At 40.9% G+C, this 19,995-nt stretch carries 18 protein-coding genes; 1 reads left to right on the top strand and 17 read right to left on the bottom strand.

The genetic code is table 11. The features are described from left to right. Positions 1-25 precede the first annotated feature (25 nt). The 5 genes from rpoZ to HPT25_RS15760 all read right to left on the bottom strand — a co-directional run bounded on the left by rpoZ (position 26) and on the right by HPT25_RS15760 (position 4,852). Positions 26-250 (bottom strand): DNA-directed RNA polymerase subunit omega, encoded by a 225-nt coding sequence (rpoZ, locus tag HPT25_RS15780; protein ID WP_173066059.1) that lies wholly within the window; start codon positions 248-250, stop codon positions 26-28. A 1-nt stretch (position 251) separates the two neighbouring features. Further along, positions 252-866 (bottom strand): guanylate kinase, encoded by a 615-nt coding sequence (gmk, locus tag HPT25_RS15775; protein ID WP_173066056.1) that lies wholly within the window; start codon positions 864-866, stop codon positions 252-254. Positions 867-879: 13 nt separating this feature from the next. Further along, positions 880-1,143, bottom strand: coding sequence for an extracellular matrix/biofilm regulator RemA (remA, locus tag HPT25_RS15770; protein WP_173071186.1), 264 nt, complete (start codon positions 1,141-1,143; stop codon positions 880-882). 57 nt (positions 1,144-1,200) lie between these two features. Further along, entirely contained in the window at positions 1,201-2,076 is an 876-nt protein-coding gene (locus HPT25_RS15765) for a YicC/YloC family endoribonuclease (protein ID WP_173066054.1), read from the bottom strand. Positions 2,077-2,173: 97 nt separating this feature from the next. Further along, positions 2,174-4,852, bottom strand: coding sequence for a calcium-translocating P-type ATPase, SERCA-type (locus HPT25_RS15760; RefSeq protein WP_173066052.1), 2,679 nt, complete (start codon positions 4,850-4,852; stop codon positions 2,174-2,176). Positions 4,853-5,030: 178 nt separating this feature from the next. On the opposite strand from HPT25_RS15760, the gene HPT25_RS15755 reads away from it, so the two are divergent. Next, positions 5,031-6,740: an Rqc2 family fibronectin-binding protein gene (locus tag HPT25_RS15755; protein ID WP_173066051.1), complete on the top strand. Its 1,710-nt coding sequence runs from the start codon at positions 5,031-5,033 to the stop codon at positions 6,738-6,740. Positions 6,741-6,766: 26 nt separating this feature from the next. Here HPT25_RS15755 and pyrE read toward each other — a convergent pair whose 3' ends face one another. From pyrE to lspA, 12 genes are all read right to left on the bottom strand, one after another. Continuing rightward, positions 6,767-7,399 carry an orotate phosphoribosyltransferase gene (pyrE, locus tag HPT25_RS15750; protein ID WP_173066049.1) on the bottom strand — a complete coding sequence of 211 codons (633 nt, stop codon included), beginning with the start codon at positions 7,397-7,399 and terminating at the stop codon, positions 6,767-6,769. Then, positions 7,396-8,112 (bottom strand): orotidine-5'-phosphate decarboxylase, encoded by a 717-nt coding sequence (gene pyrF / locus HPT25_RS15745; protein ID WP_173066047.1) that lies wholly within the window; start codon positions 8,110-8,112, stop codon positions 7,396-7,398. The genes pyrE and pyrF overlap by 4 nt, the downstream gene beginning before the upstream one ends. Then, positions 8,084-9,025: a dihydroorotate dehydrogenase gene (locus HPT25_RS15740; RefSeq protein ID WP_173066045.1), complete on the bottom strand. Its 942-nt coding sequence runs from the start codon at positions 9,023-9,025 to the stop codon at positions 8,084-8,086. The genes pyrF and HPT25_RS15740 overlap by 29 nt, the downstream gene beginning before the upstream one ends. Then, positions 9,022-9,792 (bottom strand): dihydroorotate dehydrogenase electron transfer subunit, encoded by a 771-nt coding sequence (locus HPT25_RS15735; RefSeq protein ID WP_173066043.1) that lies wholly within the window; start codon positions 9,790-9,792, stop codon positions 9,022-9,024. The genes HPT25_RS15740 and HPT25_RS15735 overlap by 4 nt, the downstream gene beginning before the upstream one ends. Further along, positions 9,789-12,995, bottom strand: coding sequence for a carbamoyl-phosphate synthase large subunit (carB, locus tag HPT25_RS15730; RefSeq protein ID WP_173066041.1), 3,207 nt, complete (start codon positions 12,993-12,995; stop codon positions 9,789-9,791). Before carB ends, HPT25_RS15735 begins: the two co-directional genes overlap by 4 nt. Continuing rightward, complete coding sequence (locus HPT25_RS15725; RefSeq protein WP_173066039.1) at positions 12,988-14,076, bottom strand: carbamoyl phosphate synthase small subunit; 1,089 nt, start codon at positions 14,074-14,076, stop codon at positions 12,988-12,990. Before HPT25_RS15725 ends, carB begins: the two co-directional genes overlap by 8 nt. Further along, a complete protein-coding gene (gene pyrC, locus HPT25_RS15720; protein WP_173066037.1) occupies positions 14,073-15,359 on the bottom strand; it encodes a dihydroorotase in 1,287 nt (428 codons plus the stop codon). The genes HPT25_RS15725 and pyrC overlap by 4 nt, the downstream gene beginning before the upstream one ends. Further along, positions 15,319-16,260: an aspartate carbamoyltransferase catalytic subunit gene (locus tag HPT25_RS15715; RefSeq protein WP_173066034.1), complete on the bottom strand. Its 942-nt coding sequence runs from the start codon at positions 16,258-16,260 to the stop codon at positions 15,319-15,321. The genes pyrC and HPT25_RS15715 overlap by 41 nt, the downstream gene beginning before the upstream one ends. A 170-nt stretch (positions 16,261-16,430) precedes the next feature. After that, positions 16,431-17,744, bottom strand: a complete 1,314-nt coding sequence (locus HPT25_RS15710; RefSeq protein WP_173066031.1) for a solute carrier family 23 protein — start codon at positions 17,742-17,744, stop codon at positions 16,431-16,433. Positions 17,745-17,897: 153 nt separating this feature from the next. Beyond that, on the bottom strand, positions 17,898-18,440 hold the full coding sequence (pyrR, locus tag HPT25_RS15705) for a bifunctional pyr operon transcriptional regulator/uracil phosphoribosyltransferase PyrR (protein WP_173066028.1): 543 nt from the start codon (positions 18,438-18,440) through the stop codon (positions 17,898-17,900). A gap of 183 nt (positions 18,441-18,623) precedes the next feature. Beyond that, a complete protein-coding gene (locus tag HPT25_RS15700; protein WP_173066025.1) occupies positions 18,624-19,529 on the bottom strand; it encodes an RluA family pseudouridine synthase in 906 nt (301 codons plus the stop codon). Then, positions 19,501-19,992, bottom strand: coding sequence for a signal peptidase II (gene lspA, locus HPT25_RS15695; RefSeq protein ID WP_173066023.1), 492 nt, complete (start codon positions 19,990-19,992; stop codon positions 19,501-19,503). Before lspA ends, HPT25_RS15700 begins: the two co-directional genes overlap by 29 nt. Positions 19,993-19,995: the final 3 nt, after the last annotated feature.

Genomic DNA, 19,995 nt, shown 5'->3' with positions numbered 1-19,995 from the left:
TTTCAATCCTGCCATGTATGGTTAATTATTGTTCACTAGCGGCAGTATCCACTTTTTTAGCAATGCGATATGTTAAATCACCGCTGTAAATTTCCTCAAGGGACTTTCCAACATACTTATGTGAAACGTATTTTGGCAATCTTTCATCCTTTGCTATCTGCATAACACGCGCACGCTTTGCAGCTACAGAAACTAGTGAATATTTTGAATCAATTTTTTCAAGTAATGCATCAATAGATGGATATAACATATTATTCAGCCTCCAATAATCTTTTATAGATATGTTCAACCCGTTCCCGGCGGCAATGCTCTGCCCTTACAATTGCTTTTATCCGCTCACAGGCTTGTTCCACTTCGTCATTTACAACAACATAATCATATAATTCCATCATTTCTATTTCTTCTCGGGCCGACAGCATCCGATTTTGAATGATATCTTCTGTTTCAGTCCCTCTTGTCACAATCCGATTCTTTAATTCAGTTAAACTTGGCGGCATAAGGAAAATAAATAATCCGTCGGGGAATTTTTCACGAACCTGGCGGGCACCCTTTACTTCAATTTCCAAAAAAACATCCTTTCCTGCATCTAATGTTTCACGAACATAATCTACAGGTGTTCCATAATAGTTTCCCACAAATTCGGCATATTCTAATAACTTCTCTTGCCGGATTAATTCTTCAAACTCTTCTCTGGATTTAAAAAAATAATCTACCCCGTCTATTTCTCCATTTCGAGGTTTTCGGGTAGTCATAGAAATAGAGTATTCAAATGCCGTATCAGGATGCGAAAAAATTTCCTTGCGCACCGTACCCTTTCCAACTCCTGATGGCCCTGAAAGAACAATTAATAAACCTTTTTCCTGCATATTCAAAAAACTCCTACCCTTCCTCAATAATTTCATCACGGTCCGATAAACGATGGGCCACTGTTTCAGGCTGAACTGCTGACAGGATCACATGGCCGCTGTCCATCACAATCACCGCACGAGTACGCCTGCCATATGTAGCATCAATTAATGATCCCCGGTCCCGGGAATCTTGAATGATTCTTTTTATTGGAGCAGATTCAGGGCTGACAATTGAAATAATCCGATTAGCGGAAACAATATTTCCAAACCCAATATTAATCAATTTAATCACAATAATCATCCAATCATCAATAATATATTTTGACCGTATCAAACAACATCTAAACAATGCTTATTCGATATTTTGGACCTGTTCTTTAAGCTTTTCCAGCAAGCTTTTCATTTCTACTACTTTTGTTGCAATCCGTGAGTCATTCGCTTTTGAACCAATTGTATTTACTTCCCTGTTCATTTCCTGAACAAGAAAATCCAGTTTTCTTCCAATAGATTCAACCGTATTTAAGGTTTGGATGAATTGCCCTATATGACTCTTTAACCTCGTTATTTCTTCATTAATATCTGCTTTTTCTGCAAACACAGCAACTTCTGTTAGAAGCCTTGTTTCATCAAGCAGCCCCCCAGTGAATTCCTGCATTCTTTTCATCAGCCGGTCTTTAAAGAAATTTACAACCAGCGGTGCAAGCTCCTGAAGCTCCGTTAAATCTGATTCCAGACGGTTTAAGATAATAAGCAGGTCCTTTTTTAATTCTTCCCCTTCTGTGTTTCGCATTTGTCTAAGTAAAACGATTGCTTCTTCCACAGCAGATAGAACCAGGTTTTCAAGTTCTTCGTTCGCAGCTTCTGATTCTTCAATATGTATAAGGTCAGAACGGTTCAGCAGTTCTTGAAGTGTAACATTTCCTTCGATCCCGTATTTTTCCATGGCCTGTTTAACGAACTGGAAATATTCATCAATCAGATCCCAATCCACTCTAATGCTTCTGGTCACAACACCTTCACCTTCTACGCTTACATAGATCTCTGCCCTGCCTCGGTGAATATGCTTGTTCAGCCTTTTCTTAATTTTATCTTCCATCTTTAAAAGCTGCCTCGGCATACGAATACTTATTTCAGAAAAACGATGATTGACTGTTTTTATTTCTACATTTACGGTATAGGATTCCGATGCTGCTTTCCCTCTGCCAAAGCCTGTCATACTATTTACCATCTATTGCACATCCATCCTAGATAATAATCGGCTTTCCTTCATTAAAAAAATCCAAAAAGTAATAGCGTTTCTATCACTTTTTGGATTATAACACAATTTATTTTGTTTTTCTTAACAAAAATGATCCCGCTAGTAAAAAAGTTGGTACGGAAGATAAGCCGACAATAAGCAGCCAATCCTTTGCGGCAATCGGTAGTGTGTGGAAAATCGGCTGTAATGGAGGATAATAAATAACAACAAGCATTAAAACAAGGGATGAAATAACTGCCCAGACTAAAAATTGGTTTCCAAAAGGATTTCTGGATAATACAGACTTTTCACTCCTGCAATCGAACACATGGATCAATTGAGCCATGACAAGAGTAGCAAATGCTATAGTCTGAGCATAATCCAGCTGTGAAGGATCATTATGGTAAATAATCATAAAGGCAAGCAACGTTACAATCCCTATTAAAAATCCTCGGGAAACAACCTTCCAACCTAAACCGCGAGAAAAAACCCCTTCATTCGGGCTCCTTGGTCCGCGCTTCATTACGTTTTCTTCGGGTCTGTCAAGACCAAGCGCCATTGCTGGTAGTCCATCGGTTACTAAATTCACCCACAAGATTTGAATCGGCAAAAGCGGCAGCGGCAGTGCCAAAATCATCGCGAACAGCATCACCAAAATTTCTCCCACATTGGATGCCAGCAAATATCGGACAAACTTGCGGATGTTTTCATATATATTTCTGCCTTCTTTAATAGCCGCTTTTATGGTAGCGAAATTATCGTCCAATAAGACAAGGGCCGAAGCTTCTTTGGCTACATCTGTACCTGTTATCCCCATGGCAACACCTATATCAGCTGCCTTAATCGCAGGAGCATCATTTACACCATCTCCTGTCATTGCAACGATATGTCCTCTGTTCTGCAAGGCGTTAACAATTTTCAACTTATGTTCTGGTGATACCCTGGCAAACACAGAAACTTCTTCAACAACTTCTTCTAGCTCATCTACCGTCATAGCTGATAAAGTTTTTCCATCGAATACTTTACTTTTCTTTGTTAAAATGCCCAGCTGCGCGGCAATGGCTTTCGCAGTAATCACATGATCCCCGGTAATCATGACAGTCTTAATGCCTGCTTCTTTACATTCTTTTACGGCATCCCTTACTTCAGGTCTTGGCGGATCAATCATTCCCTGAACACCAATAAAGGTTAAGTTTTTTTCCGCTTCATGCTCACTTAAGATGAGAGTGTTTGCTTTAATCGGCTTATAAGCAATAGCGATTGTCCTGAGGGCCTGTGATGCGAGGGAATTGATAGCATCTTGGACCTTCAATTGAGTTTCCTTATTTAAAATTTGATTCCGTCCACTCCAAAGAATCGTTTCGCTAATTCCCAAAAGCACATCAGGTGCCCCTTTTGTTACGATAAAATGTTTGCCATGCTTATCTTTTACATGAATGCTCATCATTTTTCTTACCGAATCAAAGGGGAATTCGTTGATAATCGTAAATTCCTCCAATAGCTTTTGCCGGTGAAAACCCGCTTTCATTGCACTAACCAGCAATGCACCTTCTGTAGGGTCCCCATCCAATATATATTCCTCATCCTTCAAACTAATCTCAGAATGATTGCAAAGCATCCCAAAAACGAGCATCTGCTGTAAAGCCTTTTCATCCTTTAGAAGGATCTTTTGTTCATTTTTGAAAAAATTCCCTTTCGGCTGATATCCAACTCCGTCTACTGTCCATGTTTGCCCGCCGCTCCATAAATGGGTTACCGTCATCTTGTTTTGTGTCATCGTTCCTGTCTTATCGGAACAAATGACAGAAGCGCATCCAAGGGTTTCAACAGCCGGCAGCTTTCGAACAATAGCATTCTTCTTGATCATTTTTTGAACACCGAGTGACAATGCTACCGTGACAATCGCAGGAAGCCCTTCAGGAATGGCAGCTACTGCGAGGGATACCCCCGCTAAAAACATCGTATAGATATCATGACCTTGAATAACACCAATGGCAACAACGAGGACCGTTAGAAATAATGCCACTGTGATGAGAATTTTCCCCAATTGTTCCAAGCGTCGCTGAAGCGGTGTTTCTTGCGATTCTGCACTTTGAAGTAATCCTGCGATTTGCCCCATGGCTGTTTTCATACCGGTAGCTATAACAACTCCTGAACCGCTTCCTCTTGTGATCATTGTTCCCATAAAAGCGATATTTTCCATGTCACCGATACCTGGATTGGGATTCGATAGACAGTCTGTATGCTTTGAAACTGGAAGTGATTCACCTGTCAACGCAGATTCTTCTATTTCCAAGCTTTTGGCATCAATAACGCGGACATCTGCTCCAATCCGATCTCCACTGGCAAATCTTAAGATATCACCGACCACCATTTCCTTTGAAGGAATTTTAATCCAGTTCCCATCCCTTAAGACCATTGCCTGCGGAGCAGATAATTCTTTCAAGGCGTCGAGCGACTTCTCCGCACGCCGCTCTTGGAAAAATCCTAAAAACCCATTTATGATAACAATCGCAATGATCGCAATAGCGTCGATATATTCGCCCAGCAATCCTGAAATTAAAGTAGCAGCAAGCAGAACAAGGACCATAAAATCTTTAAATTGGCTAAAAAATAAGAGTAAAGCGGACTGCTTTTCTCCTGCATCCAATTCATTAAATCCGTGTTTTCTCAACCTGCTCTCTGCTTGTTCTTGTGACAATCCAGACAAAAAGTCGGTTTCTAAGGCCTTTTCTACTTTGCTGATCTCCATCTCATGGAACTTCATCCGACCATCTCACTTCCCCCTTAAATACCTAATCTATAGACAGCATATTCGGGGTCGTCCAAAAAAATGCTATAAGAATGGGAATGATATGAAAATACTAAACCTGTAAGCGAAAATTCGGCAGACAGGCTTCAGGTAGGGTATACTTATGTATAGTTCGAAGTAAAGGATGTTTTTCATGTCATTTGATGGTTTATTTTCCAAAGCAATGGCCGACGAGCTTTCCAAATCTTTAAAAGGAGGACGGATTAATAAAGTTCATCAGCCATATAAAAACGAAATTATTTTAACGATCCGAGCAAATGGAGTGAATCAAAAGCTCCTTTTATCAGCACATCCAAGCTATGCCAGAGCACAGCTTACAAATGAGGCATACGATAATCCGAGTGAGCCCCCAATGTTTTGCATGCTTCTTAGAAAGCATATTGAAGGTCATATACTCGAGGATTTGTATCAAATGGATAATGATCGAATCATCATTTTAGAAATCAAAGGCCGCAATGAAATTGGCGATATTAGTTATAAACAACTAATCATTGAGATTATGGGCAGACATAGCAATATTATACTGGTCGATAAATCCCGAAATCTCATATTAGATAGTATCAAACATATTACATATGCCGTAAACAGTTATCGCGCCATTATGCCGGGGCAAGATTATATTTTTCCGCCTGCCCAAAACAAGCAAAATCCATTTGACACATCAGAAGATGATGTATTAAGACTACTCGATTTTAACGGGGGAAAATTGGACAAGCAACTAGTGGAACACTTTGCTGGGATATCTCCAATATTTGCGAAGGAAGTCATTTATCAAAGCGGACTAGCCAATCGGACTACAGTGCCAAAGTCGTTTGTTGGGTTAATAAAAAGAATTCAAAATAGGGATCTTTCACCGTCCATCATGACTTCTGCTGACCGTGATACATTCTATCTCTTCCCGCTTGAATATATAAAAGGAGAAGTCAAAAGTTTTACCTCCTTAAGCGAAATGCTGGATCGTTTCTATTTTGGAAAAGCAGAGCGCGACCGTGTCAAACAGCAGGGAAATGATATTGAGCGTTTTATCAGCAATGAAAAAGAAAAAAACGAAAAAAAAATTGAAAAGCTTAAAGCAACTTTATTGGAAGCGGAACAAGCTGATGAATATCAACGCTTTGGCGAGCTATTAACAGCCAATCTTTATGCTGTTAAAAAAGGAATGGGCGAAATTGAAGTCCTCGATTATTATGACGAAGCTGGAGGCACAATAACCATTCCGCTTGATCCAAGAAAAACCCCATCAGAAAATGCCCAAAAGTATTTTTCAAAATATCAAAAAGCGAAAAATGCCATGCAAGTAGTGTTGGAGCAAATTGAAAAAGCAAAAGAGGAAACAGCCTATTTTGATAATTTGCTGCAGCAGATCCAAACGGCTTCACCAAAGGACTTACAAGAAATTCGCGAAGAGCTTGTAGAGGGCGGTTATATTCGCGAACGGCAAAGACGCAACGGGAAAAAGCTGCAAAATGCAAAACCTATACTTGATTATTTTCAAGCGACAGATGGCACTGAAATCATCGTCGGTAAAAATAATAAACAAAATGATTATTTAACCAATAAACTGGCAGCAAGAGATGAAATTTGGCTCCACACTAAGGATATTCCTGGCTCCCATGTTGTCATTCGCAGTAAAGAACCCTCCGAAGAAACGATAACAGAAGCCGCCATGCTCGCTGCCTATTTTAGTAAAGCAAGAAATTCAAGCTCGGTCCCCGTCGACTTTACGAAGGTCAGAAATGTAAAAAAACCAAGTGGTGCGAAGCCAGGATTTGTTATTTATGAAAATCAGCAAACAGTGTATGTTACCCCGGATGAGGAAATAGTGCTTCAATTAAAGAAATGATTAAAGCCCCGAAATCGGGGCTTTTTTTACTCGTATTTTTTACTCCATAAGGCAGGATCCTTGCTCCATGATAATAAGCTTTCTTGATCAGTAGCGCTGATATATCCTTTTATAATGGCTGTATCCACTAAAGATGCAAAATCAGTTAATGAATGACTGATAATGTTTTCTTTTGCAAAAGCTTCTTTTCCTTTTTCAAGTCCGTAGGTAAAAATGGATACTACTCCAAGGATTTCACAACCAGCTTCTTTTAAAGCCTGAACAGCCGTAATGACACTTCCCCCAGTAGAAATTAAATCCTCCACTACCACTACCTTCTGGCCAGCTTCCACTTTTCCTTCAATCTGATTTCCTTTGCCATGCCCCTTTGGCTTCGAACGTACATAACACATTGGCAAGTCTAAAAGTTCACTGACCCAGGCAGCATGTGGAATTCCTGCAGTGGCCGTACCGGCAATTACTTCAGCACCTGAAAAATATTCATGTATCAGCTGCTTTAATCCTTCGGCAATTTCCCGTCTAACTGCAGGAAAAGAGAGAGTTAACCGGTTATCACAGTAGATTGGCGACCGAAGTCCAGATGTCCATGTAAACGGATCGTTTGGCTTTAATGCTACAGCATTAATTTCTAAAAGTCTTGCAGCAATTGATTGTTTCATTGTTGAGCTCCCTTCCATGCTTCCATCCATTGTTGATAACTTTTTAATGGGTCTGACGATCTTGTAATGGAACGTCCAACTACAATTGATGTGACGCCTGATTTTCTGGCAAATGCAGGTGTTGCCACACGCTTTTGATCCCCAACCGCATCAGCTTCCATACGAATACCCGGAGTAACTGTATAAAAGTCCTTCCCAAGTTTTTCTCTGATTGAACCAGCTTCCCATGCTGAACAAACTACTCCGTCTAATCCAGCTTCTTTCGCAAGAGAGGCATAATGTATTACCGACTCCTGTAGTGAAACTTTGATCAGCTGCTCCTGCCCCATCTGCTCCTCGGAAGTGCTTGTAAGCTGTGTAACAGCAATGCAGGCAGGACGTTTCATTCCAGAAGTTGTTCCAGCCTCCAGACCTTCTATGGCGGATTGCATCATTTCTTTTCCGCCCGCAGCGTGAACATTCACAAGATCACAGTTAAGCCTTGCCAGCCCTTTCATGGCACTTTTTACAGTATTTGGGATATCGTGCAATTTTAAATCGAGAAAAATGCGATGTCCTGATTCTTTTAACATATGGATAATAGAAGGGCCTTCCTGATAATAGAGCTCCATTCCCACTTTTACAAACAGATGTCTGCTGCCAAAAGGTTTTAAGAAATGGCTGACTTCATTGGCATCTGCAAAATCAAGTGCGATGATAAGCGAGTTGTCCATTTTCCTTCCAGCTCCTTCCCTGTGCTTCACTAATATGTTCGTATCCTAGTTTGTCTAATAAAGCAGGCAGCTCTTCAATGATGGTCGGGCAGACAAATGGATCGACGAAATTTGCGGTGCCGACTGCAACGGCGCTGGCGCCTGCATAGAAAAATTCGATCACATCTTCTGCTGAGGCGATACCACCCATTCCGATAATAGGTATAGATACCGCTTGGCTGACCTCGTATATCATCCGAATCGCAACCGGTTTGATCGCAGGGCCAGACAATCCGCCAGTACGATTGGCTAGAATCGGTTTACCCGTCTTTAAATCAAGCCTCATCCCCACTAGCGTATTTATCATGGTTAAACCGTCGGCACCGCCATCTTCAACGGCCTTTGCCATTTCAACGATGTTCGTAACATTTGGAGACAGCTTTACGTATACCGGTACTTCCGAAACTTCCTTTACTTTACGCGTTAATTGCTTGGCTACTTCCGGAATTGTACCAAACGCAATTCCTCCCGTTTTTACATTTGGGCAAGATATGTTCAGTTCAAGCGCATGAACATTAGGTTCTTTAGAAATACATTCCGCCACTTTAACATAATCTTCTTCTAATGATCCAGCAACATTAGCAATAATTGGTACATCATATTGTGAGAGCCATGGAAGTTCTGTTCCAATAACTTTTTCAAGACCAGGATTTTGCAAACCAATTGCATTCAGCATTCCAGCTGACGTTTCCGCCACCCTTGGTGTTTGGTTTCCAAATCTCGGCTCTACTGTTGTTGCCTTAATCATGATTGCTCCAAGCTTACTTAAGTCATAAAATTGACTATATTCCCTGCCAAATCCGAAGCATCCCGAAGCAGGCATGATCGGATTTTTCAATTTTAACCCTGGAAGTTCGATGCTCAACTTATTCAAATTAATACCTCCCCGGCACGGAATACAGGTCCATCACTGCATACTTTTTTATATGAAACACCTGCCGGGTCATCAGCCTGCTTGCATACACAGGCAAAGCAAGCTCCAACACCGCACCCCATACGTTCCTCTAATGATAAGAATACCTTTTTATCTGTGAACATTTGCTCAATCGCTCTTAGCATAGGGGTCGGACCGCAGGTATAAATACAATCAAACGCCAAATTTTTCATGATATCTGTGACAAACCCTTTTGTACCAAATGAACCGTCAACAGTTGTCACATATGTTTCTCCATTTTTCAAAAATTCCTGTTCGTAAAATACAGCAGATTCTGTTTGAAAGCCTAGTACGTGAATGACCTTTACTCCCTTAGCTTTCAACTGATTTGATAGTTCATAAAGCGGCGGTACACCAATTCCGCCGCCAACCAGTAAAGCTGTTTCTCCTTTTGAAACCTCATCCACTGGGAAACCATTTCCAAGCGGACCAAGGATATCGAGCTTCTTATCGGCAGATAATTCTGCCAGCTTGGTTGTCCCTTTTCCTTCTCTACGATAAATCATAGTCAATTGGTTACTAGATTTATTATAAGAAGAAATACTGATTGGTCGTCTTAATAACGGGTCGCTGTCAGCGACCCGAATATGAACAAATTGACCTGGCTCAGTTATTTCCTGTACAAATTTGGCTTCAACTGTAAGCTCGAAAATATCAGCGGCAATTTCACGTTGGTTGATGATTTGGCATAATTCCTTTTTTATCACGCAAAAACTGCCTCCCTTTTTTCCGCAGCCATTGGTTCTGCCGAGAAGTTCATGGATTCAATTACCTTCAGGATGGTTTCGGCAGTGTCTAATGATGTTAAACATGGTACACCATTTTCTACTGCATCCCTGCGAATTCTAAATCCGTCTCGCTCAGGCTGTTTCCCTTTTGTCAGTGTGTTGATGATAAATTGAACTTCTCCATGATGAATCACATCTAACAATGTTTGGCCTTCTGATCCGATTTTCCCGACAACCTGTACAGGCAGACCGGCATTCTCAAGGAACTGAGCTGTACCACTAGTTGCCATGAGACGATAGCCAATGGCAGAGAACCTTTTGGCCAGACTTAATGCTTCCTTCTTATCTTTGTCCGAAACTGTAAACAATACGGTTCCAAACTTTTCAATATTCATTCCTGATGCTACTAAACCTTTATATAGTGCTTTTTCCAAGGTAATATCTTTCCCCATAACCTCACCAGTTGATTTCATTTCAGGCCCTAAGGAAATGTCAACATCCTTCAGCTTAGCAAAAGAGAATACCGGTACCTTTACAAACACTCCGTCTTTTTCAGGAACAATTCCTGGTGTATAGCCTTGTTGGAGAATGGATGTGCCCAAAATAGCTTTTGTTGCGATTTTTGCCATTGGAACGTTGGTGATCTTGCTTAAGAATGGAACTGTCCGGCTTGATCTAGGGTTTACTTCAAGAACGTACACCTGGCCCTCTGAAAGTACATATTGAATATTTAACAAACCAATAATATTTAAGCCTTTTGCCATTTTTTCTGTGTACTCCACAAGCTTCCTCTTAACATCCGCTGATAAGGTTTGAGGAGGATAAACAGCGATCGAATCTCCAGAGTGAACACCCGCCCGTTCAATATGCTCCATAATACCTGGAATCAGAACATTTTGGCCATCACAAATGGCATCTACCTCAATCTCTTTACCTGTCAAATAACGGTCAATCAAAACAGGATGCTCTGGGTTGACCTTTACAGCATTTTTCATATAATGAAGTAATTCTTCTTCCCTATATACAATTTCCATCGCCCGGCCGCCTAGTACGTAGGAAGGACGGACAAGAACTGGATAGCCTATTTCCCCGGCAATGACGAGTGCTTCCTCAACAGATAATGCGGTTTTACCGAGCGGCATTGGAATGTTTAATTCTCTCAGAGCTTGTTCAAATTTATCCCTGTCTTCCGCACGATCCAAATCCTCTAGGCTTGTGCCTAAAATTTTAACCCCATGCTCTTGAAGTTTGGCTGCAAGGTTAATTGCCGTTTGCCCGCCGAATTGGACAACAACTCCAATTGGATTTTCAAGGTCGATGATACTCATTACATCTTCAATTGTCAGCGGTTCGAAATATAATTTATCAGAAATACTAAAATCTGTTGACACGGTTTCTGGATTATTGTTAATTATTATTGCTTCATAGCCGGCTTCTTTGATCGCCTTAACAGAGTGGACTGTCGCATAGTCAAATTCAATCCCCTGGCCGATACGAATTGGGCCTGATCCTAGAACAACTACACTTTTTCTTCCGGTAACTACAGACTCATTTTCATCCTCATATGTGCCATAGTAATAAGGAGTTTCTGATTCAAATTCCGCTGCACATGTATCTACCATTTTATATACTGGAACCATTCCAGATGCCTTGCGCAGATTGTAAATATCATTTTCAGTTAGATTCCAGAGTTCTGCTATTTTTTTATCTGTAAAACCTTTTTGTTTAGCTTCCATCAGCAAGTCTTTATTTAATGGATTTTCTTTTAGCTTAGTTTCCAGCTGAACAATTCCTTCCATTTTCTTCAAGAAGAATAGGTCGATTTTACTCCACTGATGGATCATGTCGATCGTAAAGCCCCGTTTTATTGCCTCGGCAATGTAAAACAGCCTTTCATCTCCAGCTTTCCTGATTCGTTTTTCCATTAACTCATCATCAATTTCTGCTGCAGAGTTTAATTCGAAATGGTGTACACCAGCTTCAAGCGAACGGATCGCTTTTAATAAAGATTCTTCAAATGTCCGGCCAATCGCCATAACTTCTCCGGTTGCTTTCATTTGAGTGCCAAGTGAACGATTCCCTGATTCAAACTTGTCAAACGGCCATCTTGGGATTTTCGTCACAATGTAATCTAGTGCTGGTTCAAAGCTTGCATATGTTTTGCCCGTTACAGGATTCAACATTTCATCAAGTGTTAAACCAACTGCTATTTTTGCAGCAAGCTTGGCAATCGGATACCCGGTAGCTTTGGAAGCTAATGCGGAAGATCGGCTGACCCTTGGGTTTACTTCGATAATATAGTACTGGAAGCTATATGGGTCTAATGCCAGCTGAACGTTACAGCCGCCCTCAATTCCAAGCGCGCGGATAATCTTTAATGATACATTTCTTAAAAGCTGATACTCTCTATCACTTAATGTCTGACTTGGTGCGACAACAATGGAATCACCGGTATGGACACCTACTGGGTCGATATTTTCCATATTACAAACCACGATCGCATTATCACCGGCATCGCGCATGACTTCGTATTCAATTTCCTTGAAACCAGCGATGCTTTTTTCAAGCAGACATTGGTGAACAGGACTATTCTTTAAGCCGCTGGACACAATTTCTTCAAGTTCTTCATTATTATGGCATATTCCTCCGCCTGTTCCTCCGAGTGTATAAGCAGGACGGACAATCACCGGATACCCGATTCTTTCAACAAACGCCTTAGCCTCCGATAATTCATGAATAATTTCACTTTCAGGCACAGGTTCATTTAATTCATTCATTAAGCTGCGGAACAGCTCGCGGTCTTCCGCCTGTTTGATGGCTGAAAGCTTTGTTCCAAGGATTTCTACACCGCACTCTTCTAAAACTCCAGACTTCGCAAGTTCTACAGCTAAGTTTAGACCTGTTTGCCCGCCAAGTGTTGCCAATAGTGCATCAGGACGTTCCTTGCGAATGATTCTGCTGACAAATTCAACTGTCAATGGCTCAATGTATACTTTGTCTGCAATCTCTGTATCCGTCATAATCGTGGCAGGATTTGAGTTCACTAGAATAACCCTGTATCCTTCCTCCCTAAGAGCGATACATGCTTGTGCACCTGCATAGTCAAATTCTGCGGCTTGACCGATGATAATTGGGCCTGACCCGATAACTAAAATGGAGTTTATATCTGTACGTTTAGGCATGTGTTGGAACCTCCTTGTTTGCTTCCATCAAATCAATAAACTGTTCAAATAATCCGTTTGCATCCTCTGGTCCAGGTGATGCTTCTGGATGATACTGTACGGTAAAAGCCGGATAATCAAGATGCTTCAATCCCTCTACCGTTCCATCATTCAGGGCAATATGTGTAATAGCTAATTTTGTATTTTTAATCGATTCAGGATCAACCGTATAACCATGGTTTTGTGAGGTAATTGCAATCTTTCCTGTTGCCAGGTCCTTGACCGGATGGTTGGAACCGCGATGTCCGAACTTCATTTTTTCTGTATTTGCACCGCAAGCCAAGGCAAATAATTGGTGACCTAGACATATTCCGAAAAGTGGAACCTTTCCGATTACGCCTTTCAGCATATCAATCGCTTCTGGTACATCTTTCGGATCTCCAGGTCCGTTTGAAAGCATAATTCCATCAGGATGCAGGCGAAGAATTTCATCTGCAGCTGTATGATATGGAACGACTACTACATCGCAGTCCCGTTTATTTAACTCTCGTAAAATACCATGTTTCATTCCAAAATCTACTAGAACTACTCTTTTTCCACGTCCTGGACTTGGATAAGGATTTTTCGTTGAAACCTGCCGCACTTGATCAACAGGAAGCCTTTTTGTGCGCAATGAATTCAGTACTTCATTTGCATCCTTTTCAATGCTGCAAATGGCTCCTTTTAATGTACCGTATTGGCGGATAATTCTTGTCAATTTGCGTGTATCGATGCCGGCTATTCCCGGAATTTTTTTCATATCAAAGTACTCATCCAATGTGAATTCACTGCGGAAGTTTGAAGGAAAATCGCATACTTCCTTCACAATAAACCCTTTCACTGCCGGATTAATCGATTCAAAATCATCACGGTTAATCCCATAGTTACCAATGAGAGGATATGTTAGCGTCACAATTTGCCCGCAATAGGATGGATCAGAGAGAATTTCCTGATAGCCTGTCATTCCCGTGTTAAACACTACTTCGCCAATTGTTTCCGTATCTGCTCCAAATCCTTCGCCAATAAAAATTGTTCCATCTTCTAAAATCAATTGTCTTTTCATGCTGTTACACATCCTTTTTCCCAAACTATTTGTCCATTAGCGATTGTGATTTCCGGCCAGCCTTTACATGTCCAGCCGCCAAACGGTGTATTTTTCCCCTTTGATAAAAATTCAGTTGGATGAATCGTATGCTCCTCATCAAGGTTCAATAGAACAAGGTCAGCTACTGCACCAACTTCTAATTTTCCATATGGAAGTTCGAATGCTTCAGCCGGCTTTTTCGTTAAAAATGCGATTAGTTGCTCAAGATTGATGATATTTTTTAATACCAAATGAGTGTAAAGTAATGGGAAAGCTGTTTCCAGTCCGACAATTCCAAATGGTGCTAGCTCCATTCCTTCACTTTTTTCCTCTGCTGTATGTGGCGCATGATCAGTGGCTATAAAATCAATCGTTCCGTCCAGCAAACCTTCAATTAACGCAGAACGGTCAGATACCGACCGAAGCGGCGGATTCATTTTATAATTTGGGTCAAGTCCCGGAATGTCCTCTTCTGTTAATAGCAGGTGATGCGGAGTGACTTCCGCTGTGACATGGATGCCAGCTTTCTTAGCATCCCGTACGGCCCTGACAGATTCCTTAGTGCTAATATGGCAGACGTGATAATGACATCCTGCTGCTTCTGCCAACAGAACATCTCTGGCAATTTGAACTGACTCACATATTGATGGAATTCCGTTCAATCCATGCTTCTGTGAAAAAATTCCTTCATGAACACAACCTTTGTTAATAAGTGTATTATCTTCACAGTGAGCAACAATGGCCATATTGACTTCCTTCGCCTTTTTCATTGCCTGAAGCATCATGGAGGCTGACTGAACACCTACCCCATCATCTGTAAAGGCAAAAGCTCCCGCTTCCTTAAGTTTTCCGAAATCTGTCAATTCCTGACCTAACTGTCTCGTGGTGATAGACGCATATGGAAGCACACGTACATTAGCTGTTTCCTTTATACGGTTTTGCAAATTTTCCATTTGCTCTTTGGTGTCAGGCACCGGCCTTGTATTTGGCATAGCGGCAACAGTAGTGAATCCTCCACGGGCAGCCGCAAGTGTTCCTGTTGAGATTGTTTCTTTCTTCTCACCGCCGGGTTCACGAAGGTGGACATGAAGGTCGATGAATCCAGGAGAAACGAGGAGACCTGAAGCATCAATTTTCCGGTCGGCATCTGCATCTATTTTTTTATCAATATTAGTAATGATCCCGTTTTCGATTAAAATGTCAGCTTGTTTTTGTTCTCCATTAGATGCTATGTAGCAGGCGTTCTGAATGAGTAGTTTCATGGTTAGTTCCTCCTTTAAGACTTTCAATTGATCGTTTTAATACAGCCATTCTTACAAAAACACCATTTTCCATTTGCTTAAAAATTCGTGATCGCTCGCACTCTACTAAACTGTCAGCAATTTCTACATTTCGGTTCACTGGTGCTGGGTGCATGATAATACTATGCGGTTTCATCTTTCTTTCTCTTTCTAATGTTAAGCCATACTGGCGATGGTATTCATTGGCAGTAAAGCTGCCCTTTTGACTGTGCCTTTCATGCTGTACACGGAGAAGCATTACCACATCTGCTTCTTCGATTGCCTCATCAATTGGCCGATAGCTTGTTAAACTTAATTCTCGGTCAAACCATTCCTCTGGACCTGAAAATACAACCTCAGCTCCCAGTCTTGTCAAAGCATCCGCATTGGAACGGGCGACGCGGCTGTGGCGGATATCCCCAATGATGGCAACTTTCAATCCGGTGAAGCGCCCAAACTCTTGATAGATCGTCATAAGATCTAGCAGTGATTGTGTCGGATGGTGGCCGCAGCCATCACCTCCATTTATAATCGGTACGTTAACCTTACCAACTAATTCATCAAAGTAACGGTCTTGCTGATGTCTGATAACAATTGCCTCAACGCCAATAGCTTCCAATGTTTTAACCGTATCATAGAGTGTTTCACCTTTTTGAACACTTGAGGTTTGGACTTCAAATGGAATCACATTTAAACCCAGTTTTCTTTCTGCCACTTCAAAGCTGCATTTTGTCCTTGTACTGGCTTCGAAAAACAGGTTTGCAGCAAACATTTGATTTTCGGGCTTCCACACCATTCCTGCTTTAAATTGCATCGCATCATGTAAAATTTCGTGAATTTCCTCAATTTTCAATTCATTAGTAGTTAACAAATGGTTTAACATGTCGATTCCCCCAATCTTTTATTTGGATAAAAAAACACCCTGCTCATTTCTGTCAGGGTGTAAAAATTTATCCATAAAATCTACTTTAGGAATCTTTCTAGCCTAAAGCATGATTTCTACACCCTTATAAGCCTCTCTGGACTTCATTTAAAAGGTTACAATGTATACCATTATGCCGTTTTCTTTTGTTCAACTTTATCTGCTATTTCAAACATATTTTCATCGGCAGGCTGTCTGCCAGGGAGGATTAGATTTAGTACTACTCCAAAAATCGCGGCCAAAGCCATTCCTTGAATTTGAAATGCATTTGTTATTTTAATAAAGGCGCCGCCTATACCAATTACCAAGATGACAGAGGCAATCACTAGGTTCCGATTATTGCCAAAATCAACTTTACTGTCAACCAGCATTCTTAACCCTGATGAAGCAATAATTCCGAACAAGAGAATTGAGACACCACCCATTACTGGAGTCGGGATGGTATGAATGAGTGCTGTTATTTTACCGATAAACCCGAACACGATGGCAAAGACTGCTGCACCTGCAATGACGTAGACACTGTAGATTTTAGTGATGGCCAATACACCGATATTTTCACCATAGGTCGTTTTTGGCGGTCCGCCGATTAATGAAGAAATCAGAGTAGCAGTGCCATCCCCTAAAATGGAACGGTGTAAACCTGGATCCTTAATGAAATCATGACCAACCACTTTACTTAGAACCAACTGATGGCCTATATGTTCTGATAATGTCACAATTGCAACTGGTGCCATCAAAAGTACAATGTCAAAGGAAAACTTTACTTTATAACTAATGAACGGGAAGATGAAGTCCGGCACTTGAAACCAATGTGCTGCTAAGACTGGTTTGAAATCTACAATTCCTATTAAGACGGAGTAAATGTATCCTACGACAATCCCTGCCAGGATCGGAATAAACCTTAAGAACTTCTTTCCATAAATCGTGAAGATAATCGTGGCAGCTAAAGTAATAAGTGCTGCAGAGAAGTGAAGCAGACTGTATTTATTTGTGACAGGATTATTCATGGCCATCCCTACTGCTGTTCCTGAAAGTGATAATCCGATTACGATAATGACTGGTCCGACAACCACTGGAGGAAGGATATTCATTACCCAACGGTAGCCAGCCCTGCTAATGATCAATGAGATCATCCCATAAATCAGACCTGCCAAGAACGTGCCCGCCATAGCTTCGCCTGGCCCTCCTGCTGCTTTAGCAGCAATAATTGGTGCAATATAGGCGAAGGATGAACCAAGGTAAGCTGGGACCTTCCCTTTTGTGATTAAAAGAAATGCCAATGTTCCAAGACCACTGGATATTAAAGCAATTGCCGGGCTTAAACCTACAAGATACGGGACGAGGATGGTAGATCCGAACATCGCGAATAAATGCTGCAAGCTTAATGTGAGCCATTGGGTTGGATTTGGTTTATCATGAATGTCTAATAACGGCTTATTACTCATTGCTTTCTCCTCCATTTGGGTTTATCTTATTGTTTCCCTTTGCTATAAAAAAACCTCTTTGCCATTTAGGTGCAAAGAGGAATAAACGACCGAATCATTTCGGCATTTTCCCCTTTGTCAGCCTCACAGGACTGCATTTAAAAGGGCAATTATTTATTTTTCGTAAATGCAAACTTGATCTGCATGATCTACTTCTAGTAATTCCACGACTATCTTTTCAACACCTGAGGTTGGAATGTTTTTCCCAACATAGTCAGCACGGATTGGCAGTTCTCGGTGTCCTCTGTCTACTAGTACTGCTAGTTGGATTGCTGATGGCCGACCGATATCCATTAGAGCATCCAAACCGGCTCTTACTGTTCTTCCTGTATATAACACATCATCGACAAGGATGACTTTTTTATTATTTATATCGAATGGTATATCTGAACTCTTTACTAAAGGCTCTTGGTTGTCCGTTTTAATGCTTAAATCATCGCGATAGAGTGTGATGTCCAGCTCTCCAACTAAAATCGGGCTTCCTTCAATCTCTGCTATTTTTACTGCTAGACGTTTGGCCAAGTGGATACCTCTAGTGCGAATTCCAACCAGAACACATTCTTCTATTCCTTTATTTTTCTCAATAATTTGATGAGCAATCCTAGTCATTGCTCTCCCTATTGCCTGCTCATCAAGGACAAGCGCTTTTTGGTTCATATTTCCACCTGCTTTTTTAGAGAAATAAATAAAACCTCTCACCGGTTTCGGCGAGAGGCTTACGAGCTGTTAAGGGTACATTTCACCCTTACACATAACCGTTCCTTCTCAGCCTCACGGGACCGAATTAAAGGCTTATTAAACTATAGTAAGCTTACTTAAAATTAGACAAATTGTCAACGATTATTTTCTTAATTGACTGAGAAGCATTTCAAATTCCTCAGGCAATGGCGCTTCAAATTCTAAATACTCATTCGTCCTAGGGTGAATAAAACCCAATATTCCGGCATGAAGAGCTTGGCCTCCAATATCCAGAGTTTTTTTCGGTCCATACTTAGGGTCTCCGGCAAGGGGATAACCAATGTATTTCATATGAACACGAATTTGATGTGTTCTTCCCGTTTCTAATTGACATTCAATAAAGGTAAAATTGTCAAATCGTTCAAGAACCTGAAAATGTGTGACTGCATGTTTCCCGCTGTCCACAACAGTCATACTTTGTCTATCCTTTTGATCTCTTCCAAGCGGTGCATCAATCGTACCATGATCGTGAGGTATAATCCCGTGGACAATGGCTTTATATTTTCGAGTTACGGTCTTTGCCACCAGTTGATTGACTAAACTTTCATGCGCCAAATCATTCTTGGCCACCATTAATAATCCGGATGTGTCTTTATCAATCCGATGGACAATCCCTGGCCGTAAAACCCCATTTATGCCCGATAAATCTTTGCAATGCGCCATTAATCCATTCACAAGTGTACCTGTCATGTGTCCTGGTGCCGGATGTACTACCATCCCTCTTGGTTTATTGACGACAATCACGTCTGTATCTTCATAATAGATATCTAAATTCATTTCTTCTGGTATAACATCAAGCGCTTCTGGATCAGGGATGGAAACCTCGATTTGATCTTGTAAATTGCATTTATAATTTGTTTTAACCGGTTGTCCATTCACAAGTACATTTCCATCTTTAATCCATTGCTGTACTTGAGTTCTTGACCATTCTTCTCCGAGACTGGAAATAACCTTGTCAATCCGTGCTCCCTTCTCTTCCTCAAGAATGATGTGTTCCATTTTCTCCATATGTTTTCTCCTTTGAACCTCTCTCATCAAGCAGCATCTGGATAATTAACAATGCTACCCCGATCACTAACGACGAATCTGCAATATTAAATACAGGGAAATTATAACCAAAAATAAAGGTATGAATAAAATCAACTACTTCTTTACGAAATACGCGATCAATAAAATTGCCGATTGCTCCTCCCAGCATTAAAGCAAGTGATATCCCTAGCAGCCTTTTTCCTCTTGCTGCTTTGTGAAGGTAATACATAATCACTGCGATGACAATTATCGTGATTGCGTAAAAGAGCCACATTTGTCCTTGAAGAATTCCCCATGCTGCCCCTCTGTTACGATGGGATGTAATGTACAAAACATTATCAATGATTGGGATGCTTTCACCAAAAAACATATTTTTGACAATTAACCATTTTGTCATTTGGTCTAAAAGAATAACAAAAATTGCAATTAAGTAATAAAACACTAA

Origin of the sequence: Neobacillus endophyticus (genome assembly GCF_013248975.1) — a bacterium.
Classification (GTDB): domain Bacteria; phylum Bacillota; class Bacilli; order Bacillales; family Cytobacillaceae; genus Neobacillus; species Neobacillus endophyticus.
Note: the sequence above shows the minus strand (reverse complement) of the source record. Positions and strands in the feature narration are given on the sequence as shown.